Annotated in this window: 17 protein-coding genes and 6 tRNA genes; 16 read left to right on the top strand and 7 right to left on the bottom strand. The window is 43.9% G+C overall.

The genetic code is table 11. The features are described from left to right. Positions 1–126: 126 nt before the first annotated feature. Both ACTNDQ_RS14135 and ACTNDQ_RS14140 read right to left on the bottom strand, forming a co-directional pair. Positions 127–747 carry a response regulator gene (locus ACTNDQ_RS14135; RefSeq protein WP_441064890.1) on the bottom strand — a complete coding sequence of 207 codons (621 nt, stop codon included), beginning with the start codon at positions 745–747 and terminating at the stop codon, positions 127–129. A gap of 133 nt (positions 748–880) precedes the next feature. Then, the gene (locus tag ACTNDQ_RS14140) at positions 881–2,062 is read right to left on the bottom strand and encodes a sensor histidine kinase (RefSeq protein ID WP_441064891.1); all 1,182 of its coding nucleotides are present in this window, start codon (positions 2,060–2,062) and stop codon (positions 881–883) included. 346 nt (positions 2,063–2,408) lie between these two features. Here ACTNDQ_RS14140 and ACTNDQ_RS14145 point away from each other — a divergent pair, with 346 nt between their 5' ends. The 8 genes from ACTNDQ_RS14145 (at position 2,409) to ACTNDQ_RS14180 (ending at position 9,041) form a co-directional block, all read left to right on the top strand. Continuing rightward, the gene (locus ACTNDQ_RS14145) at positions 2,409–3,338 is read left to right on the top strand and encodes an ABC transporter ATP-binding protein (RefSeq protein WP_278796642.1); all 930 of its coding nucleotides are present in this window, start codon (positions 2,409–2,411) and stop codon (positions 3,336–3,338) included. Between the two features lie 12 nt (positions 3,339–3,350). After that, complete coding sequence (locus ACTNDQ_RS14150; protein WP_441064892.1) at positions 3,351–4,475, top strand: ABC transporter permease; 1,125 nt, start codon at positions 3,351–3,353, stop codon at positions 4,473–4,475. After that, positions 4,462–5,607: an ABC transporter permease gene (locus tag ACTNDQ_RS14155; RefSeq protein WP_441064893.1), complete on the top strand. Its 1,146-nt coding sequence runs from the start codon at positions 4,462–4,464 to the stop codon at positions 5,605–5,607. Before ACTNDQ_RS14150 ends, ACTNDQ_RS14155 begins: the two co-directional genes overlap by 14 nt. A gap of 71 nt (positions 5,608–5,678) precedes the next feature. After that, the gene (locus ACTNDQ_RS14160; protein ID WP_441064894.1) at positions 5,679–6,650 is read left to right on the top strand and encodes a D-2-hydroxyacid dehydrogenase; all 972 of its coding nucleotides are present in this window, start codon (positions 5,679–5,681) and stop codon (positions 6,648–6,650) included. 138 nt (positions 6,651–6,788) lie between these two features. Beyond that, positions 6,789–7,388: an NUDIX hydrolase gene (locus ACTNDQ_RS14165; RefSeq protein WP_288788151.1), complete on the top strand. Its 600-nt coding sequence runs from the start codon at positions 6,789–6,791 to the stop codon at positions 7,386–7,388. 48 nt (positions 7,389–7,436) lie between these two features. Beyond that, positions 7,437–7,631, top strand: coding sequence for a PF20097 family protein (locus ACTNDQ_RS14170; protein WP_118609050.1), 195 nt, complete (start codon positions 7,437–7,439; stop codon positions 7,629–7,631). A gap of 153 nt (positions 7,632–7,784) precedes the next feature. Continuing rightward, entirely contained in the window at positions 7,785–8,576 is a 792-nt protein-coding gene (gene udp, locus ACTNDQ_RS14175; protein ID WP_278796638.1) for a uridine phosphorylase, read from the top strand. Positions 8,577–8,612: 36 nt separating this feature from the next. Further along, the gene (locus ACTNDQ_RS14180) at positions 8,613–9,041 is read left to right on the top strand and encodes a cytidine deaminase (protein ID WP_015524321.1); all 429 of its coding nucleotides are present in this window, start codon (positions 8,613–8,615) and stop codon (positions 9,039–9,041) included. A 172-nt stretch (positions 9,042–9,213) separates the two neighbouring features. Here the strand turns inward: ACTNDQ_RS14180 and ACTNDQ_RS14185 are convergent. Together ACTNDQ_RS14185 and ACTNDQ_RS14190 are read right to left on the bottom strand one after the other, a co-directional pair. Continuing rightward, positions 9,214–9,284: transfer RNA gene (locus tag ACTNDQ_RS14185), tRNA-Trp, on the bottom strand. A gap of 128 nt (positions 9,285–9,412) precedes the next feature. Then, positions 9,413–9,500 (bottom strand) — tRNA-Ser (locus ACTNDQ_RS14190). A gap of 156 nt (positions 9,501–9,656) precedes the next feature. Here ACTNDQ_RS14190 and epsC point away from each other — a divergent pair. The 5 genes from epsC to ACTNDQ_RS14215 all read left to right on the top strand — a co-directional run bounded on the left by epsC (position 9,657) and on the right by ACTNDQ_RS14215 (position 11,031). Next, positions 9,657–10,577, top strand: a complete 921-nt coding sequence (gene epsC, locus ACTNDQ_RS14195) for a serine O-acetyltransferase EpsC (RefSeq protein WP_022426729.1) — start codon at positions 9,657–9,659, stop codon at positions 10,575–10,577. 125 nt (positions 10,578–10,702) lie between these two features. Further along, positions 10,703–10,773 (top strand) — tRNA-Gly (locus ACTNDQ_RS14200). A gap of 3 nt (positions 10,774–10,776) precedes the next feature. Next, positions 10,777–10,849: transfer RNA gene (locus tag ACTNDQ_RS14205), tRNA-Gly, on the top strand. A 35-nt stretch (positions 10,850–10,884) separates the two neighbouring features. Next, positions 10,885–10,955 (top strand) — tRNA-Gly (locus tag ACTNDQ_RS14210). A gap of 3 nt (positions 10,956–10,958) precedes the next feature. After that, a tRNA-Gly gene (locus tag ACTNDQ_RS14215) sits at positions 10,959–11,031 on the top strand. Between the two features lie 105 nt (positions 11,032–11,136). On the opposite strand, the gene ACTNDQ_RS14220 is transcribed toward ACTNDQ_RS14215, so the two are convergent. Then, entirely contained in the window at positions 11,137–11,352 is a 216-nt protein-coding gene (locus ACTNDQ_RS14220) for a DUF378 domain-containing protein (RefSeq protein ID WP_015524323.1), read from the bottom strand. A 211-nt stretch (positions 11,353–11,563) separates the two neighbouring features. Beyond that, positions 11,564–12,727, bottom strand: a complete 1,164-nt coding sequence (locus tag ACTNDQ_RS14225; RefSeq protein WP_243874507.1) for a DUF5067 domain-containing protein — start codon at positions 12,725–12,727, stop codon at positions 11,564–11,566. Between the two features lie 240 nt (positions 12,728–12,967). On the opposite strand from ACTNDQ_RS14225, the gene ACTNDQ_RS14230 reads away from it, so the two are divergent. The 3 genes from ACTNDQ_RS14230 to ACTNDQ_RS14240 all read left to right on the top strand — a co-directional run bounded on the left by ACTNDQ_RS14230 (position 12,968) and on the right by ACTNDQ_RS14240 (position 16,014). Next, positions 12,968–13,906: an alpha/beta fold hydrolase gene (locus ACTNDQ_RS14230; protein ID WP_441064895.1), complete on the top strand. Its 939-nt coding sequence runs from the start codon at positions 12,968–12,970 to the stop codon at positions 13,904–13,906. 97 nt (positions 13,907–14,003) lie between these two features. Then, a complete protein-coding gene (gene malQ, locus ACTNDQ_RS14235; protein WP_441064896.1) occupies positions 14,004–15,548 on the top strand; it encodes a 4-alpha-glucanotransferase in 1,545 nt (514 codons plus the stop codon). A 37-nt stretch (positions 15,549–15,585) separates the two neighbouring features. Beyond that, positions 15,586–16,014 (top strand): hypothetical protein, encoded by a 429-nt coding sequence (locus tag ACTNDQ_RS14240; protein WP_092071388.1) that lies wholly within the window; start codon positions 15,586–15,588, stop codon positions 16,012–16,014. Positions 16,015–16,144: 130 nt separating this feature from the next. On the opposite strand, the gene ACTNDQ_RS14245 is transcribed toward ACTNDQ_RS14240, so the two are convergent. Beyond that, a complete protein-coding gene (locus ACTNDQ_RS14245) occupies positions 16,145–16,675 on the bottom strand; it encodes a VanZ family protein (RefSeq protein WP_278796075.1) in 531 nt (176 codons plus the stop codon). Positions 16,676–16,773 lie beyond the last annotated feature (98 nt).

Genomic DNA, 16,773 nt, shown 5'->3' on the forward strand with positions numbered 1-16,773 from the left:
GGACTGCGATGGCATAAATTGCTATTTTGTTAGCTGAAATATTGAATTTTTAAGGTGCGAAGCCCATTTGGGGTATGGGAAGTCTTAGTTAATAAATATTTACAGGAATTTGGATGCAGGAGATTTTTACTTATGCTGATAATAAAAAACAGCAACTTGAGTCCGATCCCTCAGCTGCAGTTTATCCAGAATGGAACTGAGATAATTTCGTACCGTTCCCTCACTGAGAAACAGTTCTGCGGCAATCTCCTTATTGCTGTATCCGTTGGCAATCAGCCTGATGATATCCAGCTCCCGTTCGCTGATGTTTCTGGAAGCATAATCAAATCCGTCGGAAGACTGCAGGAGTTCAGGGATTTTGGATATGATCTCTGTGCCGAATACGGTCTGGCCGGAGTAAACCGCCTGAAGAGCCGGAAGAATGCTGGTATGATCCTGCTTCAGAAGATAACCCTTTGTGCCGAGGCGGAGGGCTTTTACAATATATTCATCATCGGAAAAAGTAGTCAGAAGAAGAATTTTTGCCTCCGGAAATTCGCCCAGGATCTTTCTGGAAGCTTCCAGTCCGTCCATTCCTTTCATACGGATATCCATCAGAAGAATATCCGGAAGATACTCTCTGTACAGAGAGCAGGCTTCTTCACCATCAGAGCCGGTGGCAGTCACTTTGATATCCGGGTTTGCTTCAAGAATGGTTTTTAGTGCTCCTGCAACCAGGCAGTCGTCGTCTACGATTATAATTTTCATGTCAAAAGCTCCTGTTTATGAGTTATAAAAAGTAAATTTACAGATCAGAAAAAACAGACGGATCCAATATGCAGGGAAAGTACTTTGATCAAATCAGGAAGGTTTCCGGCAAAGTGAGAAATATCTGTCTGATTCAATTAGAAACAGATTTCGGGATCGTCACAAAGATCCGAAAACCATTCTCCTGCGTAATCTGGACCGTACCGCCCAGCGCCTTTGCACGGTCACGGATATTGGACAGTCCCATACCACCGGAAGTATTTTTTGCCTTATTGCTGTCTGATCCAGTTTGAATATCCGGAATTTCATTTTCCGGTGTCCCATTATCCTCAATGCACAATTGATAAAGTGCAGGATGCTCCCGCAGAAGAATATCCACAGAATCCGCGTTACTATGCCGCATCACATTGGAAAGCCCTTCCTTTGTAATACTGATCAGACTGTATTTCACCTCTCTTGGAATCTGCCTGGACATATCATAAGTAAGATTCACCGGGCAGAAGGTGAAATCCTTTACAAGTCCTTTTATGGCATCTTCCAGATCTATCGCATCGTCATGAAGATCATGTACACTGGAACGGATGCTGTTCATAGCACTGTTCAGGGATTCTTCCAGATTTCCAAGCAGAGGATCAAGAGAATCATTTTTGTTGATGGTTTTGCAGGCAGCAGTCATAAGGATAGAACGGGATAGTACATGTCCCACATTATCATGGATCTCTCTGGCAATTCTGTTTCGCTCGCGCAATGTAGCAGCATAAATCTCGTAATCCTGTTTTTCCAGAAGTGCCTTGTTTTTTTCAGAAAGAAGAAGCATATGTTCCTCACTGTCATCCCGGATCTGATGAAAATCCTGGTAAAGAGCCTGATATTTTCCGGCATAGAGCCAGAGAAAAAATGAGAGAACGAAACCAAAAATCCCAAGCAGACAAAGAACTGCCGGAAATCTATTGATCTGAAAAACCAGAAATCCCCAAAGTGGAAGCGCAGCCACTGCCAGAGGAAAAAGCCCGGCAGATAAGGTCTGATACAGCAGCAGCGGGAAAAACAGAAGAAGATCCGAAAAACACAGGGAACATAATCCAAAGATTACATAGCTTCCTGCAAGAACCGGAATGATATTTCCGGCGGGTTTCAATACTGGCAAAGAATTGTGTGAACAGGATTCTGTTTTACATACCCTGCACAGATAAGTAATGCAGCAAAGGATCACCGCAAAAAGGAGGGCAAACACAAGAGCCTGATCTGCAGGCACATAAAAAAATGTTAAAGTACTGTATAAAAGCAATAGTATGGAATCTGTAAAATAACGCATAAAAAATATACCCTCCTTTCTCAGAATTACAGCATTTTCCGAAAGTCAGGCAGATAATCGGCTAAAATTATCGTATCCTGTTCCGGGAGAACCCCTTTTGCTGCACAAATTTCTGAAATCAATGTGTCTTTATTATAATATACCGGTTCCTTCCCTGCAAAGAAAAATCTATCCTTCTGAAAAAGACATGACATTTGTCATTCGCAGGTGGTGACATTCAACACTTGGAGCAGACAGAAGAAAAGGATATAATGGCATCATAGAAGAAATATGAATTTCTGCGAAAAAGACATAAAAGTCCTGCTTAACGGACTGTAAAAAAGGAGGAAAACATATGCCACAGAGTATGGTCCACATGGAAAATCTGGTAAAACGATACGGTGATCTTACCGCACTGAATCATCTGGAACTGGATATCCGGGAGGGTGAGATCTTCGGATTACTTGGTCCCAATGGCTCGGGAAAGACAACGGCCATCAGCTGCCTCTTGTCACTTCTGAAATATGACAGAGGTGAAATAAAGATATTCGGAGAAGAGATGAAGCCGGACAGCTATAAGCTCAAGGAACAGATTGGGATCGTGCTTCAGAATGTAGCCGTTTTTGATGAGCTGACAGTGCAGGAAAATATCGATTATTTCTGTGGCCTTTACATACAGGACAGGAAACGGAGAAAAGAGCTGGTGGAGGATGCCATTGAATTTACAGGTCTTGAAGATTTCCGCAAAATGTACCCTAAGAAGCTTTCCGGGGGCCTTTTACGAAGATTGAACATTGCCTGCGGGATCGCCCACAAGCCAAGACTGATTATTATGGATGAGCCGACGGTAGCTGTAGACCCACAGAGCAGAAACAAGATCCTGGAAGGAATCCAGACGCTGAACCACCAGGGCTCCACCATTATCTACACATCCCATTACATGGAAGAAGTGGAGCAGATCTGTACCAGGATCGCCATCATGGATCACGGAAGAGTCATCGCTCAGGGAACAAAGGAACAATTGAAGCAGATGATCAAAACAGGAGAGACCATTACCGTAGAAGCCATTGCCCTGGAAGAAAAAAATCTCCGGGATATCCGCACACTGGAGCATGTGTTTGATGTGCAGTATGAAAAACAGGTGCTGGTCGTGCGCTGTACCGATGCGAAGCATAATCTGATCCGTCTTCTTAATTATCTGCAAAGCCAGGATATTTCTTTTGGAAGAGTCTTTTCCGAACTGCCTACATTAAATGATGTCTTTCTGGAGATCACCGGAAAACAGCTGAGAGATTAGGAGGGATGGGAGATGTTGCATTTACTGAAATACAGTTTTCTTTCCAAGATCCGGAATTTTAACATTGTATTCTGGCCGCTTGTCTTTCCGCTTGTGCTTGGAACTTTTTTCTATTTTGCATTCGGAAATATCAATGAGGCAGATTTTCAGACGGTTCCGGTGGCAGTGGTGAAGGAAGCTTCTGCGGATACGTTTTTTATGACCTATCTGGATGAAGTGGAAAAAAGCAGTCCGGATCTTTTAAAAGCAGAAGAAATGTCGGAAAAGGAAGCGCTGGAAGCACTGCAGGATAAAAAAGTAGAAGGGATTTATTATGTGGGAAAAGAGCCTTCCCTTACAGTAGAAGGAACCGGCATAGAAGAAAGTATCCTTCAGACAGTTCTTGACAGCTGTGAAAACACCAGAACGACTATCACCAATATCATGAAAAAAAATCCGCAGATGGATATGGAAACCATGAAACCCTTGTTAAGTTCCGACAGCCTGGTAAGGGAAGTCTCTCTTGGTGGCCGGACCATTGACGGAAATGTGCAGTTCTTTTACGCACTGATCGCCATGGCCTGCCTGTATGGATGCTTTATCGGATTTGGCTCTGCGATCGGGATCCAGGCCAATATCACACCTCTGGCAGCCAGACGGTGTGTAACGCCGACCCACAAGCTGAAGCTGATCCTTACAGACCAGCTGACATCTTTTGCTCTGGGCTATGTGGACGTGATCATTCTGATCCTGTATCTCCGGTATATTCTCAATCTGGATTTTCAGGGACAGATGGGAAAAATGCTGGTGGTATCTTTTTTCGGAAGTCTCATCGGTGTATCTATGGGAATGTTTATAGGCAGCTTCGGAAAAATGCAGGAAGGCGTCAGAATCGGGCTCATGCTTGGAATCTCTATGGTAAGCAGCTTTCTTGCCGGACTGATGAACGGAAATATGAAGGATATCGTGGAAAAAAGTGTTCCGTTTGTGAACCGGATCAATCCTGCATCACTGATCGCAGACGCGTTTTACTGTATCAATGTATATGATGATATGACCAGATACTATAGAAATCTGATCACACTGGCGGTAATGTGCGTGGTGCTGGTGATGGCATCCTTTTTCATGGTCAGGAGGGAACGTTATGACAGTATTTAAAGGCTATATGAGGATCATGAAAAAAAATACAGGTCTGATCCTCCTGTATCTGGGCGTTTTTTTCGGAGTGACAATGGCACTTCAGGCAGCGGCCGGTAAGGAAACTTATACCAGCTATGAAAGCGAAAAAATAAAGATCGGAGTGGTGGATAAAGACAACGGACCACTTGCAGAAGGACTGGTAAAATGGCTTGAAGGTACGCATCACGTGACCATGCTGGAGGATAACAGGGAGAAGCTTCAGGAAGAGCTTTTTTACAGAAATGTAGAGTACATCGTGGTGATTCCTGAGGATTTTTATGAGAACTGTATGGTAAACGGTGAAAGTATTTCTGTAACCAAGGTGCCTGGATCTTATTCGGCATATTATGTGGATCAGCAACTGGAGAGCTGTCTGAATACAATGCGGACATATCTGAAAGCCGGTTTTTCCCAGAAGGAAGCGGCAACAGCGATCCTGGATAAAAAAAGAGGAGAAGTCACCATGCTGGATACAGATGAAAACAGTGGTACGTCCGGATGGCTCTATTATTTCCGATATATTCCATATCTGTTTCTTGCATTACTTTGCTATGTGATGGGATATGTTCTGATGGCTTTCAAAAAAGACGATATACCAAAGAGAATGCAGGCATCTGCGATCTCTGCAAGACGACAGAGTCTGGAAGGGCTTCTGGCCATGTTTATCATGGGCGGGGGCTTATGGGGAATCGGTATGGCTGGAGCCATCCTTATGTATGGAAAAACATTTCTCGGTTCAGAAAATTTCGGATACTATGTACTGAACACTCTGGTAATGATGGCAGTGGCACTTTCACTTTCCTATCTGATCGGTCTTTTTGTAAAAAACAGCAACATGTTAAGCGGGATCGCAAATATCCTGTCTCTTGGAATGTGCTTTCTGTGTGGTGTGTTTGTTCCCATGAATATTATGGACAGAAACGTCCTGAAAGTGTCTCAGTTTCTTCCTGTTTACTGGTATGAAAACGTAAATGAGACTCTTGGAAGTTATAGCCACCTAACAGGTGAGGCATCTGTATCGGTGTGGAAAGGCATTGGACTGGAAGCTATGTTTGCGGTAGTTTTTGTCTGCATGATCCTGGCAGTGACCAGGTATCAGCGGCAGAAATAACAGAAAATAATAGCAGATGGCTGTTAATTATGGTAGGATATAGCTGATAAAGATGATTTGCGGAGAAAAACATGAAAAAAATACAAGTTTTACTAAAACCACAATGCAATGCAGAAATTCAAAATCAGTTTGCAACAAAATTCGGAGATCAGTGCGAATTTACATTTCAGGGCAAGGAAACTGAGGATGCGATCGCAGCAGCAGAAGTAGTGATCGGAGAGCCAGAGGAAGAAGAAATCCTGAAAGCAGAAAATCTTCGCTGGATCCAGCTGACCTGGGCCGGTGCGGACAAATATACAAAAATGAAAGCATTCCCGACAGGAGTTACATTAACCAATGCTTCCGGCGCTTTTGGAAAGATCATATCAGAATATGTGATCGGGAATATCATTGCGCTGTACCGTGAACTTCCGAACTACTGGAAGAACAAACAGAAACACCTCTGGGTACAGAATCGATCATCAGAAACCATATATGGAAAAAACATTCTCATCCTGGGAACAGGGGATATAGGAAGAAATATTGCCCATAGAATGAAAGCGTTTGAAACGCATGTGACTGGAATAAAAAGAACTGCAGTCCCGGAGCATTTGCAGCAGATGAAAGAGTTTGATGAGGTATATGATCTGACAGCGCTGGATCAGCAGCTTCAGAAAGCGGACATTGTGATCGGCTGTCTCCCGGGAACACCGGAAACAAAAGGCCTTCTGAATTACGAACGGCTGTATTCCATGAAAAAAGATGCAATTCTGGTTAATGTAGGAAGAGGAAGCCTCATTCCAACAGAAGACCTGATCAGAGTACTGGAGGAAGGCCACTTAAAAGGAGCGGTCCTGGATGTATTTGAAACAGAACCATTGCCGGAGACATCACCTCTTTGGAATATGGAAAACGTCCTTATCACTCCACACATTGCAGGCCCGAGTTTCGGTGGAAACGCTGAAGTCCAGGATATGATCTGGAACATCTGTATGGAAAATATGGAACGATATCTGAATGGAAAAAAATTAAAAAATATTGTCCGGTTAAAGGAGGGGTATTAAATAAAAAAGACAGTTACAAGCTTCTTCTGATAAACTGTGAAGCAGTTATCCGGTTATGAGCAAGTAGCGAAGCGGATGCTTTTATCCGCTTGACTAAAAATACATTTATGGATATTTAAGAAAGAGACAGAGTGCATAATGATAACACGCCAGAAATTGATCGATCAGATAGAAAAATACAAGCCATATAATGAGCAGGAAGAAAAAGATAAAATCCTGATCCTGGACTGGATCAGAAATAATGAGAATGCTTTTTCCAGGGAAAATGCAGTAGCCCATATGACAGCTTCTGCCTGGGTAGTAAACAGAGAACGGACGAAAGTCCTTATGGTATATCACAACATATACAATTCCTGGTCCTGGCTTGGAGGACATGCAGATGGTGAGAAGGATTTACTGTCCGTTGCTGTCAGAGAAGTAAAAGAAGAGGCAGGGATTTCCAATGTTCGTCCGGTGTCAGAAGAGATTTTTTCCCTGGAATCCCTGACTGTAGACGGCCATGTGAAAAAAGGAAAATATGTATCCAGCCATCTGCACTTTAACCTAACATATCTCCTTGAGGCAGATTCAGAAGAGGCTGTTTCCATAAAAGCAGATGAAAACAGCGGTGTAGCCTGGTTTTCACCGGAAGAAGCATTGATGAGATCAACAGAACCGTGGTTTGTGGAACATGTTTATATTAAGCTTTTGAAGAAAATGAATCTATGTTATAATGGGATAAAGACAAAAGAGGTTTGACATTGACTGAGCAAATACGAAAAGCCGGAGGAGGCATAGAAAAATAAGATGAAATGTCCATATTGCGGAGGCGAAATGTGTGAAGGCCAGATCCATTCCTTCAATTCAGGAATAGAATGGAGGAGCAGAGGTGAATCTATGCGATTAAACACCGAAAAAGGCCTGTCGAAAATGCTATATGGGGATCGGATCGAGGCTTATCGCTGCGAGCATTGTAAGAAGATCCTTATATCTTATGAATGATCTTCTTATTGTAATGCAGGATATAGTTTTGCGGGGATCGACGGGAAGCAAGGTTAAAATAAAAGAATAAAGGACTGGATTGTATGAAAATGCAGTCTTTTTTTTATTCATAAGGAATAGGGAAACTGTTAGCTGAGAAAGGGGGAAACAAACATGAAAAATTATTCAGAGGATGCGGACAGACAGTATCACATTCAGGTAGCAAAAGGAGAAGTGGGACGTTACATTATTTTACCGGGAGATCCGAAACGCTGCAAAAAGATCGCACAGTATTTTGAGGATCCGGTTTTGGTAGCAGATAACCGGGAATACGTAACATACACCGGAACACTGGACGGAGTGAAGGTAAGTGTGACATCTACCGGAATCGGCGGACCGTCCGCTTCTATCGCAATGGAAGAGCTGTATCAGTGCGGGGCTGATACATTTGTACGCATCGGAACCTGCGGTGGAATGCAGCCAGAGGTAAAAAGTGGTGATATTGTTGTTGCAACGGGCGCGATCCGTATGGAGGGCACCAGCAAAGAGTATGCACCTATTGAATTCCCGGCAGTGGCAAATCTGGAAGTGATCAATGCACTTGTGGAAGGAGCAAAGAAAGAAGGATGTGAATTCCACATAGGTGTGGTACAATGTAAGGATTCCTTTTATGGCCAGCATGAGCCGGAAACCAAGCCGGTCAGCTATGAACTGATGAATAAATGGGAAGCGTGGAAACGTCTTGGCTGTCTTGCGTCGGAGATGGAATCCGCTGCTCTTTTTATAGTGGCAAGCCATTTAAAAGTACGTGTGGGCTCCTGCTTCCTGGTGCTTGCAAATCAGGAAAGAGAGAAGCTGGGTCTGGATAATCCTGTGGTACATGATACCGATAAGGCAATCCAGGTTGCAGTGCAGGCGATCCGTGAACTGATCCGTGCAGATCAGGCACAGAAAAAAGAAGAATAACGTATACATGCCTGATTCAGGAAAGGTGGGAAAATTATGGAAGAAAAACAGATCAAAGAAATGATCGATCTGGCGATCAGACAGATGGACTATTCCTATGCGCCATACTCACATTTTCATGTAGGGGCGGTACTTCTTGCAAAAAACGGTACCTATTATACCGGGTGTAACATAGAAAATGCTGCCTATACTCCAACAAACTGTGCGGAAAGAACTGCTTTTTTCAAAGCGGTCAGTGAAGGCATGAGAGACTTTCAGGCAATCTGTATCGTTGGCGGCAAGGATGGTGTTCCTACAGAGTATGCAGCACCCTGTGGAGTATGCAGACAGGTTATGATGGAGTTCTGTGATCCGGAAACCTTTCAGATCATACTGGCAGTCAGCAGAGAAAAATATGATATCTTTACGTTAAAGGAACTGTTGCCATTTGGATTTGGACCGGATAATCTGAAGAAACTGAAGTGATAAGCGCATGTGGATACGTGCAGAGATTTTCACGATATGAATGCAGTGAGAAGTAAAATATTGAAAAGTGATCGCCCGGATGTTGATATGACAGGCCGGGCGATCACTTTTTCTGCCATACAATAAAAAACGCTGAAAATCCTTAATTAAGGTTTTTCAGCAATTCTAATAGCAGGGGATGAGAGAATCGAACTCCCACCAAAGGTTTTGGAGACCCCTATCATACCATTTGACCAATCCCCTATATTAAATTGTGTTTTCATCACTGTTGCAATTATACATATAAAATATACAATTGTCAAGAGATGAGAGTGCTTTTTGTATAATAAAATATAAATAAAAATTCTTCCTGTCATAAATCGGCAGAAAAACGGAGATGGAGGGATTTGAACCCTCGCGCCGGTTGCCCGACCTACCGCATTTCGAGTGCGGACCCTTCAGCCACTTGGGTACATCTCCGGATGCAAACCTTTATTATTATATAAGGTATCCGGAGAAAGGTCAATCTTTTTTAAAACTTTTCTTTTTTGTATTATTGACGAATCTTCCAGACTATAATATGATAATGAGATAAAGTGTACAGACAGAAGTGGATGTGCAGAAATGGAGGGAATTATGAGCGATAAGAAATCAGCGATTCTCAGAGCGGCGAAAGGTCTTACTGAGAATTATGCTTCAGAAGAACTTTTTATGCCGAAGAGCGGCAGACGTCTGCCGAACCGTTCGGTGATCATTGATATAGTAAGAGATCTGAAATCTATTGTATTTCCGGGATATTTCAGTACGGATACCAGTGCTACCGTATTTCCGGAGTATTATGTGGGACACAGACTGAATGATCTTTATGACAGATTGAAGAATCAGATCGAGATCGCACTTCTTTATCACGGAGAGGAACCGGAAGAAGCAGCAGCTCATGCAGACAGAACTGCCTGTGGATTTTTTGAGCAGCTTCCTGAGATCCAGAGACTGCTTCTGACAGATGTACAGGCTGGTTTTGATGGTGACCCCGCAGCCAAGAGCAAGGAAGAGATCATTTTTTCATATCCGGGATTATTTGCTATCTACGTGTATCGTCTGGCACATGTTCTTTATAAAGAAGAAATCCCATTTATCCCGCGCGTGATGTCGGAATATGCTCATGGCCGTACAGGAATCGATATCAACCCGGGAGCGACCATCGGAGAGTATTTCTTTATCGATCATGGTACCGGTGTGGTTGTAGGTGAGACTACAGAGATCGGAAATAATGTAAAACTGTATCAGGGAGTGACACTGGGAGCGCTTTCCACAAGAAAGGGACAGCAGCTTGCCAATGTAAAACGTCATCCGACGATTCGTGATAATGTAACGATCTATTCTAATTCCACAGTGCTCGGTGGTGAGACGGTTGTAGGAGAGAATACGATTATAGGTGGTAATACCTTTATCACAGAATCCATTCCTGCAAATACCAAGGTCAGTGCAAAAAGTCCGGAGCTTGTGATCAAGAAACCGAAGGCCCAGGTTTCTGCCACAAATGTATGGGAGTATTGATAAAAAATCCAATAAATAAAAAAAATAAAAAATTTAAAAAAACCTGTTGACAAATAAAACAGTATGCTATATACTAATCATCGTTGCAGCGGTCAAGCGATCGGTAATCACCGAAGCGACGATGCGCGGGTGTAGTTCAATGGTAGAACACCAGCCTTCCAAGCTGGATACGTGGGTTCGATTCCCATCACCCGCTTATGCGATAGTGGCGTAGTTGGTAACGCGCGACCTTGCCAAGGTCGAGACCGCGGGTTCGAGCCCCGTCTATCGCTCTCATCGAAGGATGAAGATTTATAATTTCATAACTGCGGGTGTAGTTCAATGGTAGAACACCAGCCTTCCAAGCTGGATACGTGGGTTCGATTCCCATCACCCGCTTGTGCGATAGTGGCGTAGTTGGTAACGCGCGACCTTGCCAAGGTCGAGACCGCGGGTTCGAGCCCCGTCTATCGCTCTTCGGAACTCTGAGAATGATCAGAGTTCTTTTTTGTTGCGAAAAAATCCTCTGCTTTATTTTTATGCAGCAGAGGATTTTTCGCGTTATGTGTTACTGCGTAGCTTATTCAGTTGTTTCACCCTGATCGATCAGAGTATAGAAGGTCAGAAGATAAAGCCCGCATAAGCCTACAAGTCCGTAGATGATCCGGGAGAGCCAGCTCATGCTTCCGAACAGGAATGCTACCAGATTAAAATTAAAGAAGCCGATCAGACCCCAGTTTATGGCACCGACCACAGCAATGGTCAGGGTGAAGTACTGCAGACATTTATTTGACATAAGTCACCATCCTTTCGTTATACATGAAATAGTTTTTCATAGAATCGAAAAAATATACACAGGAATGAGAAAAAGAAAAACGGAAATTTCTGCCAGCCATGAAAAAATCATGAAGGAGAAATTTCCGTTTTCCTTTCATATGCAAGATAAAATGTAAATTTCCGGTTTATCGAATTTGGATCGTAAATATCCGCCAGGCGATTCCGATATCTTACTTCAGCTTCAGAATCTGAGAGGTTGTCTGTCCGCCGCTTACATTCAGAGTTTCTTTGCCCTGAAGCGTTACATCACTGGTAGTATCCTTCAGAAGAAATACCTGGCATACAGTGACGGTTTTTCCGGGATCAATGGTGCTCATGTAGTTATCTACAGCATCATCGCTGGCTTCCGGATAAGTTCCTTCCAGAACTTCTCCGTTCTGGGAAGCCTGCAGGGTGAAGTCTACAAATGCACTGGACTGGGAATCGCCGGAGTTTGTATAGTCGTAGTAGATCATCAGACAGGGATTTCCGCCGTAGTCCTTGGAAATCGCAAACTGTTTGAAACGGACGGAGAATTTGTCAGTTGTAATATCAATGGATGCACTTGTGCCCTCAGCAGAAGCCGTGCTGCCTGGGGTGGAAGAATCCTCTGCAGCGGCAGAACTGCTATCTGTGCTGTCATCCGTAAGCTGGGATGATATTTCGTCTTTTACGCTTTTGAAGTTTGCGCACATAACCTTGACTGTGGTGTCATCCAGAGAAACGATTTTCCAGTCGCTGCCGATTTTGATCAGAGGATAGGTAATATCGATCTCACTGTATTTCTCATCAGCTGTGGAAGCATTTTCGGCAAGAAGTGCAGCGAGCATTTCCTGGATATCATCCTGTGTCATTTCCTTTCCGGCATAGGCTGCGACAGCAACCTTACGGGTGTATTCCTGAATAGTTGCTGCATAGATATTGGTTCCGTCAATATATTTCATGTGAACCGTTATCCTGGCAGTTCCGTTCTGGATGTCAAATTTGTTTTTGGTGATCTTGTAGGTCATTTTTTTGTTGACGGTAGTGAAGAAATCTGTGTAAGCAGAATCACGGATATCTGCATCATCCAGAGCGCTGAGATCATGACTCTGGAGAAGGTTCTCCATTGTGGTAAAATCCATGTTCTGCATTCCTGTGAGAAATTCTTCTGTGGCTTCTACCGGTTTATGGCGCTGCATCATATACCAGGCGGTTCCGCCGGCTGCGGCAGCGATCAGAAGGATGATCAGACAGATCACGAGAGGCTTTTTGCTTTTTTTCTTTCTGTGGGGAGTGTCGTCTTCAAAATCATTGGAGATCAATGATCTGGAGAGCTCATCGTCATAAAAATCATTATTGTCTTCTGTATTCATTATTCCTCCTTATAATAAGTCATTCTGGTTTTCGGGTGGGTGGGTCAGAGGATATCTGTTTGCATTTGCGGGCAAACAGCATCACCCTATGTTACCGTAATGATTATATCATAGGTTTACTGTTTGAGAAACCCCCTGTGTTATGATATACTGGAAGACACAGAAAAAGTGGTTGAGTACAGGTGACAAAGCGGAATGCGAATGCCCGCTTTATGCAGCAGAAAAGGTGAGGTGAAATATATGTTACGGACAATTCAGTATTCATTTCCTTCAAAAGCAGACGGATTGGAAATTTCCTGCCTGGCAGTAGTGCCGGAGTTGGAACGTAATGAGAAATACCGTGGGATCATACAGATCGTTCACGGAATGAGTGAGTACAAGGAACGCTACATTCCTTTTATGGAATATATGGCAGAGCGAAAATATATAAGTGTGATCCATGATCACCGTGGCCATGGGAAAAGCGTACGCAGTAAAGAGGATCTTGGGTATATGTACGGTGGTGGGGCGGATGCCATGCTGCAGGATATCCATACGGTGAACTGCTTGATCAAGGATCATTTCCCAGGTATTCCGCTGATCCTTTTCGGACACAGCATGGGATCTCTGGCAGTTCGTGCCTATGCAGCGCATCATGACAGCTGTATGGATATGCTGATCATCTGCGGCTCACCCAGCTATAATGTATTTCGTCCGGTCGGAGTAGCTCTGGCAAAGGCGGGAAAGACTGTTTTCGGGGCTAAACACAGTGCGGGTCTGATCGAGATGATGTCTTTTGGAAGCTATGCAATGCGCTTCAAAAAAGAAAAAAACCGTTTTTCCTGGATCTGCTCTGATCCGCAGGTTGTGCAGGATTATTCGGATTCAGAATACTGTGGATTTACCTTTACGGATGATGCATATCTGGCACTTTTTGACCTGATGAAAAGAGCCTATGATGTGAAGCACTGGAAATGTACAAAGCCGGAAATGCCGGTGCTGTTTATCAGTGGGGCGGAGGATCCCTGCATGGGAAATGTGAGACAGTTTGCGAAGTCTGTCCGCGCCATGCGTTGTGCAGGATACCGGGATGTCCGGGGAAAATTATATCCGGGAATGCGCCACGAGATCCTGAATGAGAAAGACAGGGAAAAGGTTTATCATGATATATTTACATATATCTGCAAAAAAGGACTTTGAACGCTCTGTGACAGAGTGATATAATAAAAATCTGAGTGCTCCTGCAGACATCTGTGAGAGGGCGCAACTACTGAGAAAACAGGAGGATTCGTAAATTATGAGAGCAAGTGGGATTTTACTTCCGGTATCCAGTCTGCCATCGAAATATGGGATCGGATGCTTTTCTGAGGAAGCATATGAGTTTGTAGACCAGCTGGCAAGAGCAGGACAGAAATACTGGCAGATTCTTCCTCTCGGACCTACCGGATATGGAGATTCACCATACCAGTCTTTTTCTACCTTTGCGGGAAATCCGTATTTTATTGATCTGGAGGCTTTTGTAAAAGAGGGATATCTGGATAAAAGTGATTGCGAGGACTGTGACTGGGGTACAAACGAGAGCTATGTGGATTATGAGAAGATTTATAATTCCAGATTTCGACTTTTGAGAAAAGCCTTTGAAAATTATGACTGTGAGACAGATCAGGAATACCGTAAGTTTGTAAAAGAAAATGCTGCCTGGCTGGAAGATTACAGCCTGTATATGGCAATCAAGGACAGCTTGAATGGGATCAGCTGGATCGAATGGCCTACGGAACTCAAAAACAGAGAAAAAGCTGCATTGGCTGAAGAAAGAGAGAAGCTTGCAAAAGAAGTGGGATTTTACTGCTTCCAGCAGTTCTGCTTTTTTAAACAGTGGACAGCACTGAAAGCTTATGCAAATGCTAAGGGAGTGGAGATGATCGGAGACATCCCGATCTACGTTGCGTTTGACAGTGCGGATGCCTGGGCACAGCCGGAATTGTTCCAGTTTGATAAGGAAAATATTCCGATCGGCGTTGCCGGATGTCCGCCGGATGCTTTTTCCGCCACAGGGCAGCTTTGGGGAAATCCGCTTTATGACTGGGAATATCACAAGAAAACAGGCTATGCATGGTGGACACGCCGAATGGCAAATTGTATGAAGCTTTATGATGTGGTAAGGATCGACCATTTCAGAGGTTTTGATGAGTATTATTCCATTCCGTACGGAGATAAAACTGCCCAGTTCGGTCACTGGGAAAAGGGACCGGGAATGGATCTGTTCCGTGCGCTTGAAAAGAATCTTGGAAAGCTGGATGTGATCGCAGAGGATCTTGGTCTCCTTACAGACAGTGTGATTGAGATGGTGGAAGAATCCGGATTCCCGGGAATGAAGGTATTGCAGTTTGCTTTTGACGAGAATGAGGACAGTTCGTATCTGACGCACAGATATGAAAGGAATTGCATTGTTTACACAGGTACTCATGACAATGAGACAACAAGAGGATGGTTCCGCAATCTGAGCCAGCATGACCGAAATTTTGCCAGGGCCTATATTGGCTGTGAGGGCAAGCATGAGACTGCGGCAGTGTGGAGCATGATACGTGCGGCGATGTCCAGTGTTGCAGATCGCTGTGTGATCCCGGTACAGGATTATCTCGGCCTTGGAAATGAGGCAAGGATCAATGAACCGTCAACTCTTGGTGACAACTGGAAGTGGCGTATGAAAAAAGGCCAGCTCAATGAAACAATTATTCAGAAGATTTATAAAATGACAAAGCTTTATGGAAGACTTGTAAAAGAAGAAACGGAAGAGAAGGAAAAAACAGAAGCTGACAGGGAAAAGATATCTGACAAATAGAGAAATATAAGGATATCAGAAAGGACAGAAATACATCATGGAAGAACAGAAAAGAGAAAATAAGGAAGAGCTGCAACAGGAAACTGCTGAGGAAAAGAATTCCGGACAGGGAAATTCTTCCACAAGAAGCAGTCTTCTGTGGATCTTTGCAGGCGGTTATCTTGTGTATACAGGATATCGTCTCTGCGCCAGTGTCATAAGCGGAGCAGAAGACTCCGGTGTGGTATTTCTGGCAGCGGGAGGTATTTTTGTTGTGATCGGAGCAGTGCTTCTGATCATGGCGATCCGTAATCTTGCAAAGGCTGGCGCACAAAAACATGAGCTGGAAGAAGCTGCTGCGAAAAAAGCGGCAGAGGAAGCTTCTCAAAATCCGGAAACCGTGGCAAAGAAAAAAATGTCAATTGCGGAGCGGGCGCATCTTGCGGAAAATCTGGATGACGCACCGGAGGAGAAAGACGAAAAATAAAACCGGATGCAGGTGAGGGTAAAATGCCTGCTGAGATATGACGATTAGTAATAGCAAAAACGGAACATCATAAGGCAAAAAAATCCTTATGTATGTTCCGTCTTTTTAGATCAGGCAGATCGCAAAACAGTTATCTGCGTCTTTGCGCGTTTCTGCGCTTTTTTCGAGATTTTTTTCTGCCGGGGGTATGTAAGGTAGACCAGCAGAATGCCTGTACCAGCAAAATTCCGATCATTGCTCCGCAGCTGTCGATCCCTACATCCCTTACGGAAGGTCCGCGGGCCTCTACAAAAGACTGGTGGTATTCATCCAGTCCGGCAAATCCCACACATACAAATCCGGCAAGGAGCATCAGCCAGATTCCCCGAACTCCATATACATAGAGGGGGAAGGAAATAGATATGGCCAACAGGCAGTATTCTGTCATGTGAGCAGCCTTACGGACATAAAATTCGATACCGGCAGCTTCCTGGGAAAGCTGTTCCAGGCTTTTGCCGGAAGCTAATATTTCGTTTTTGGTTTCTACGATCTGGTAGCTGATCTTGTAGCTCAGGGCACCGGAAACATCTCCGGTCTGTGCGGAAAAAGAGTAGATCACGCACATCATCAGGATCGCAGGTGCAAAAGAAAAAGGTTTTAATAATGTAATCAGTATTTTCATGGCTCTTAATATAGCACTCCCGCATGGAAAAGTCCAGAAAAATACAGAAAAAGAACAGGGAAAAGGAAAAACAGGGAGAGAAGGTTAAATGGGATAGG

The organism is Blautia massiliensis (ex Liu et al. 2021) (assembly GCF_052064225.1).
Taxonomy (GTDB): Bacteria; Bacillota; Clostridia; order Lachnospirales; family Lachnospiraceae; genus Blautia_A; species Blautia_A fusiformis.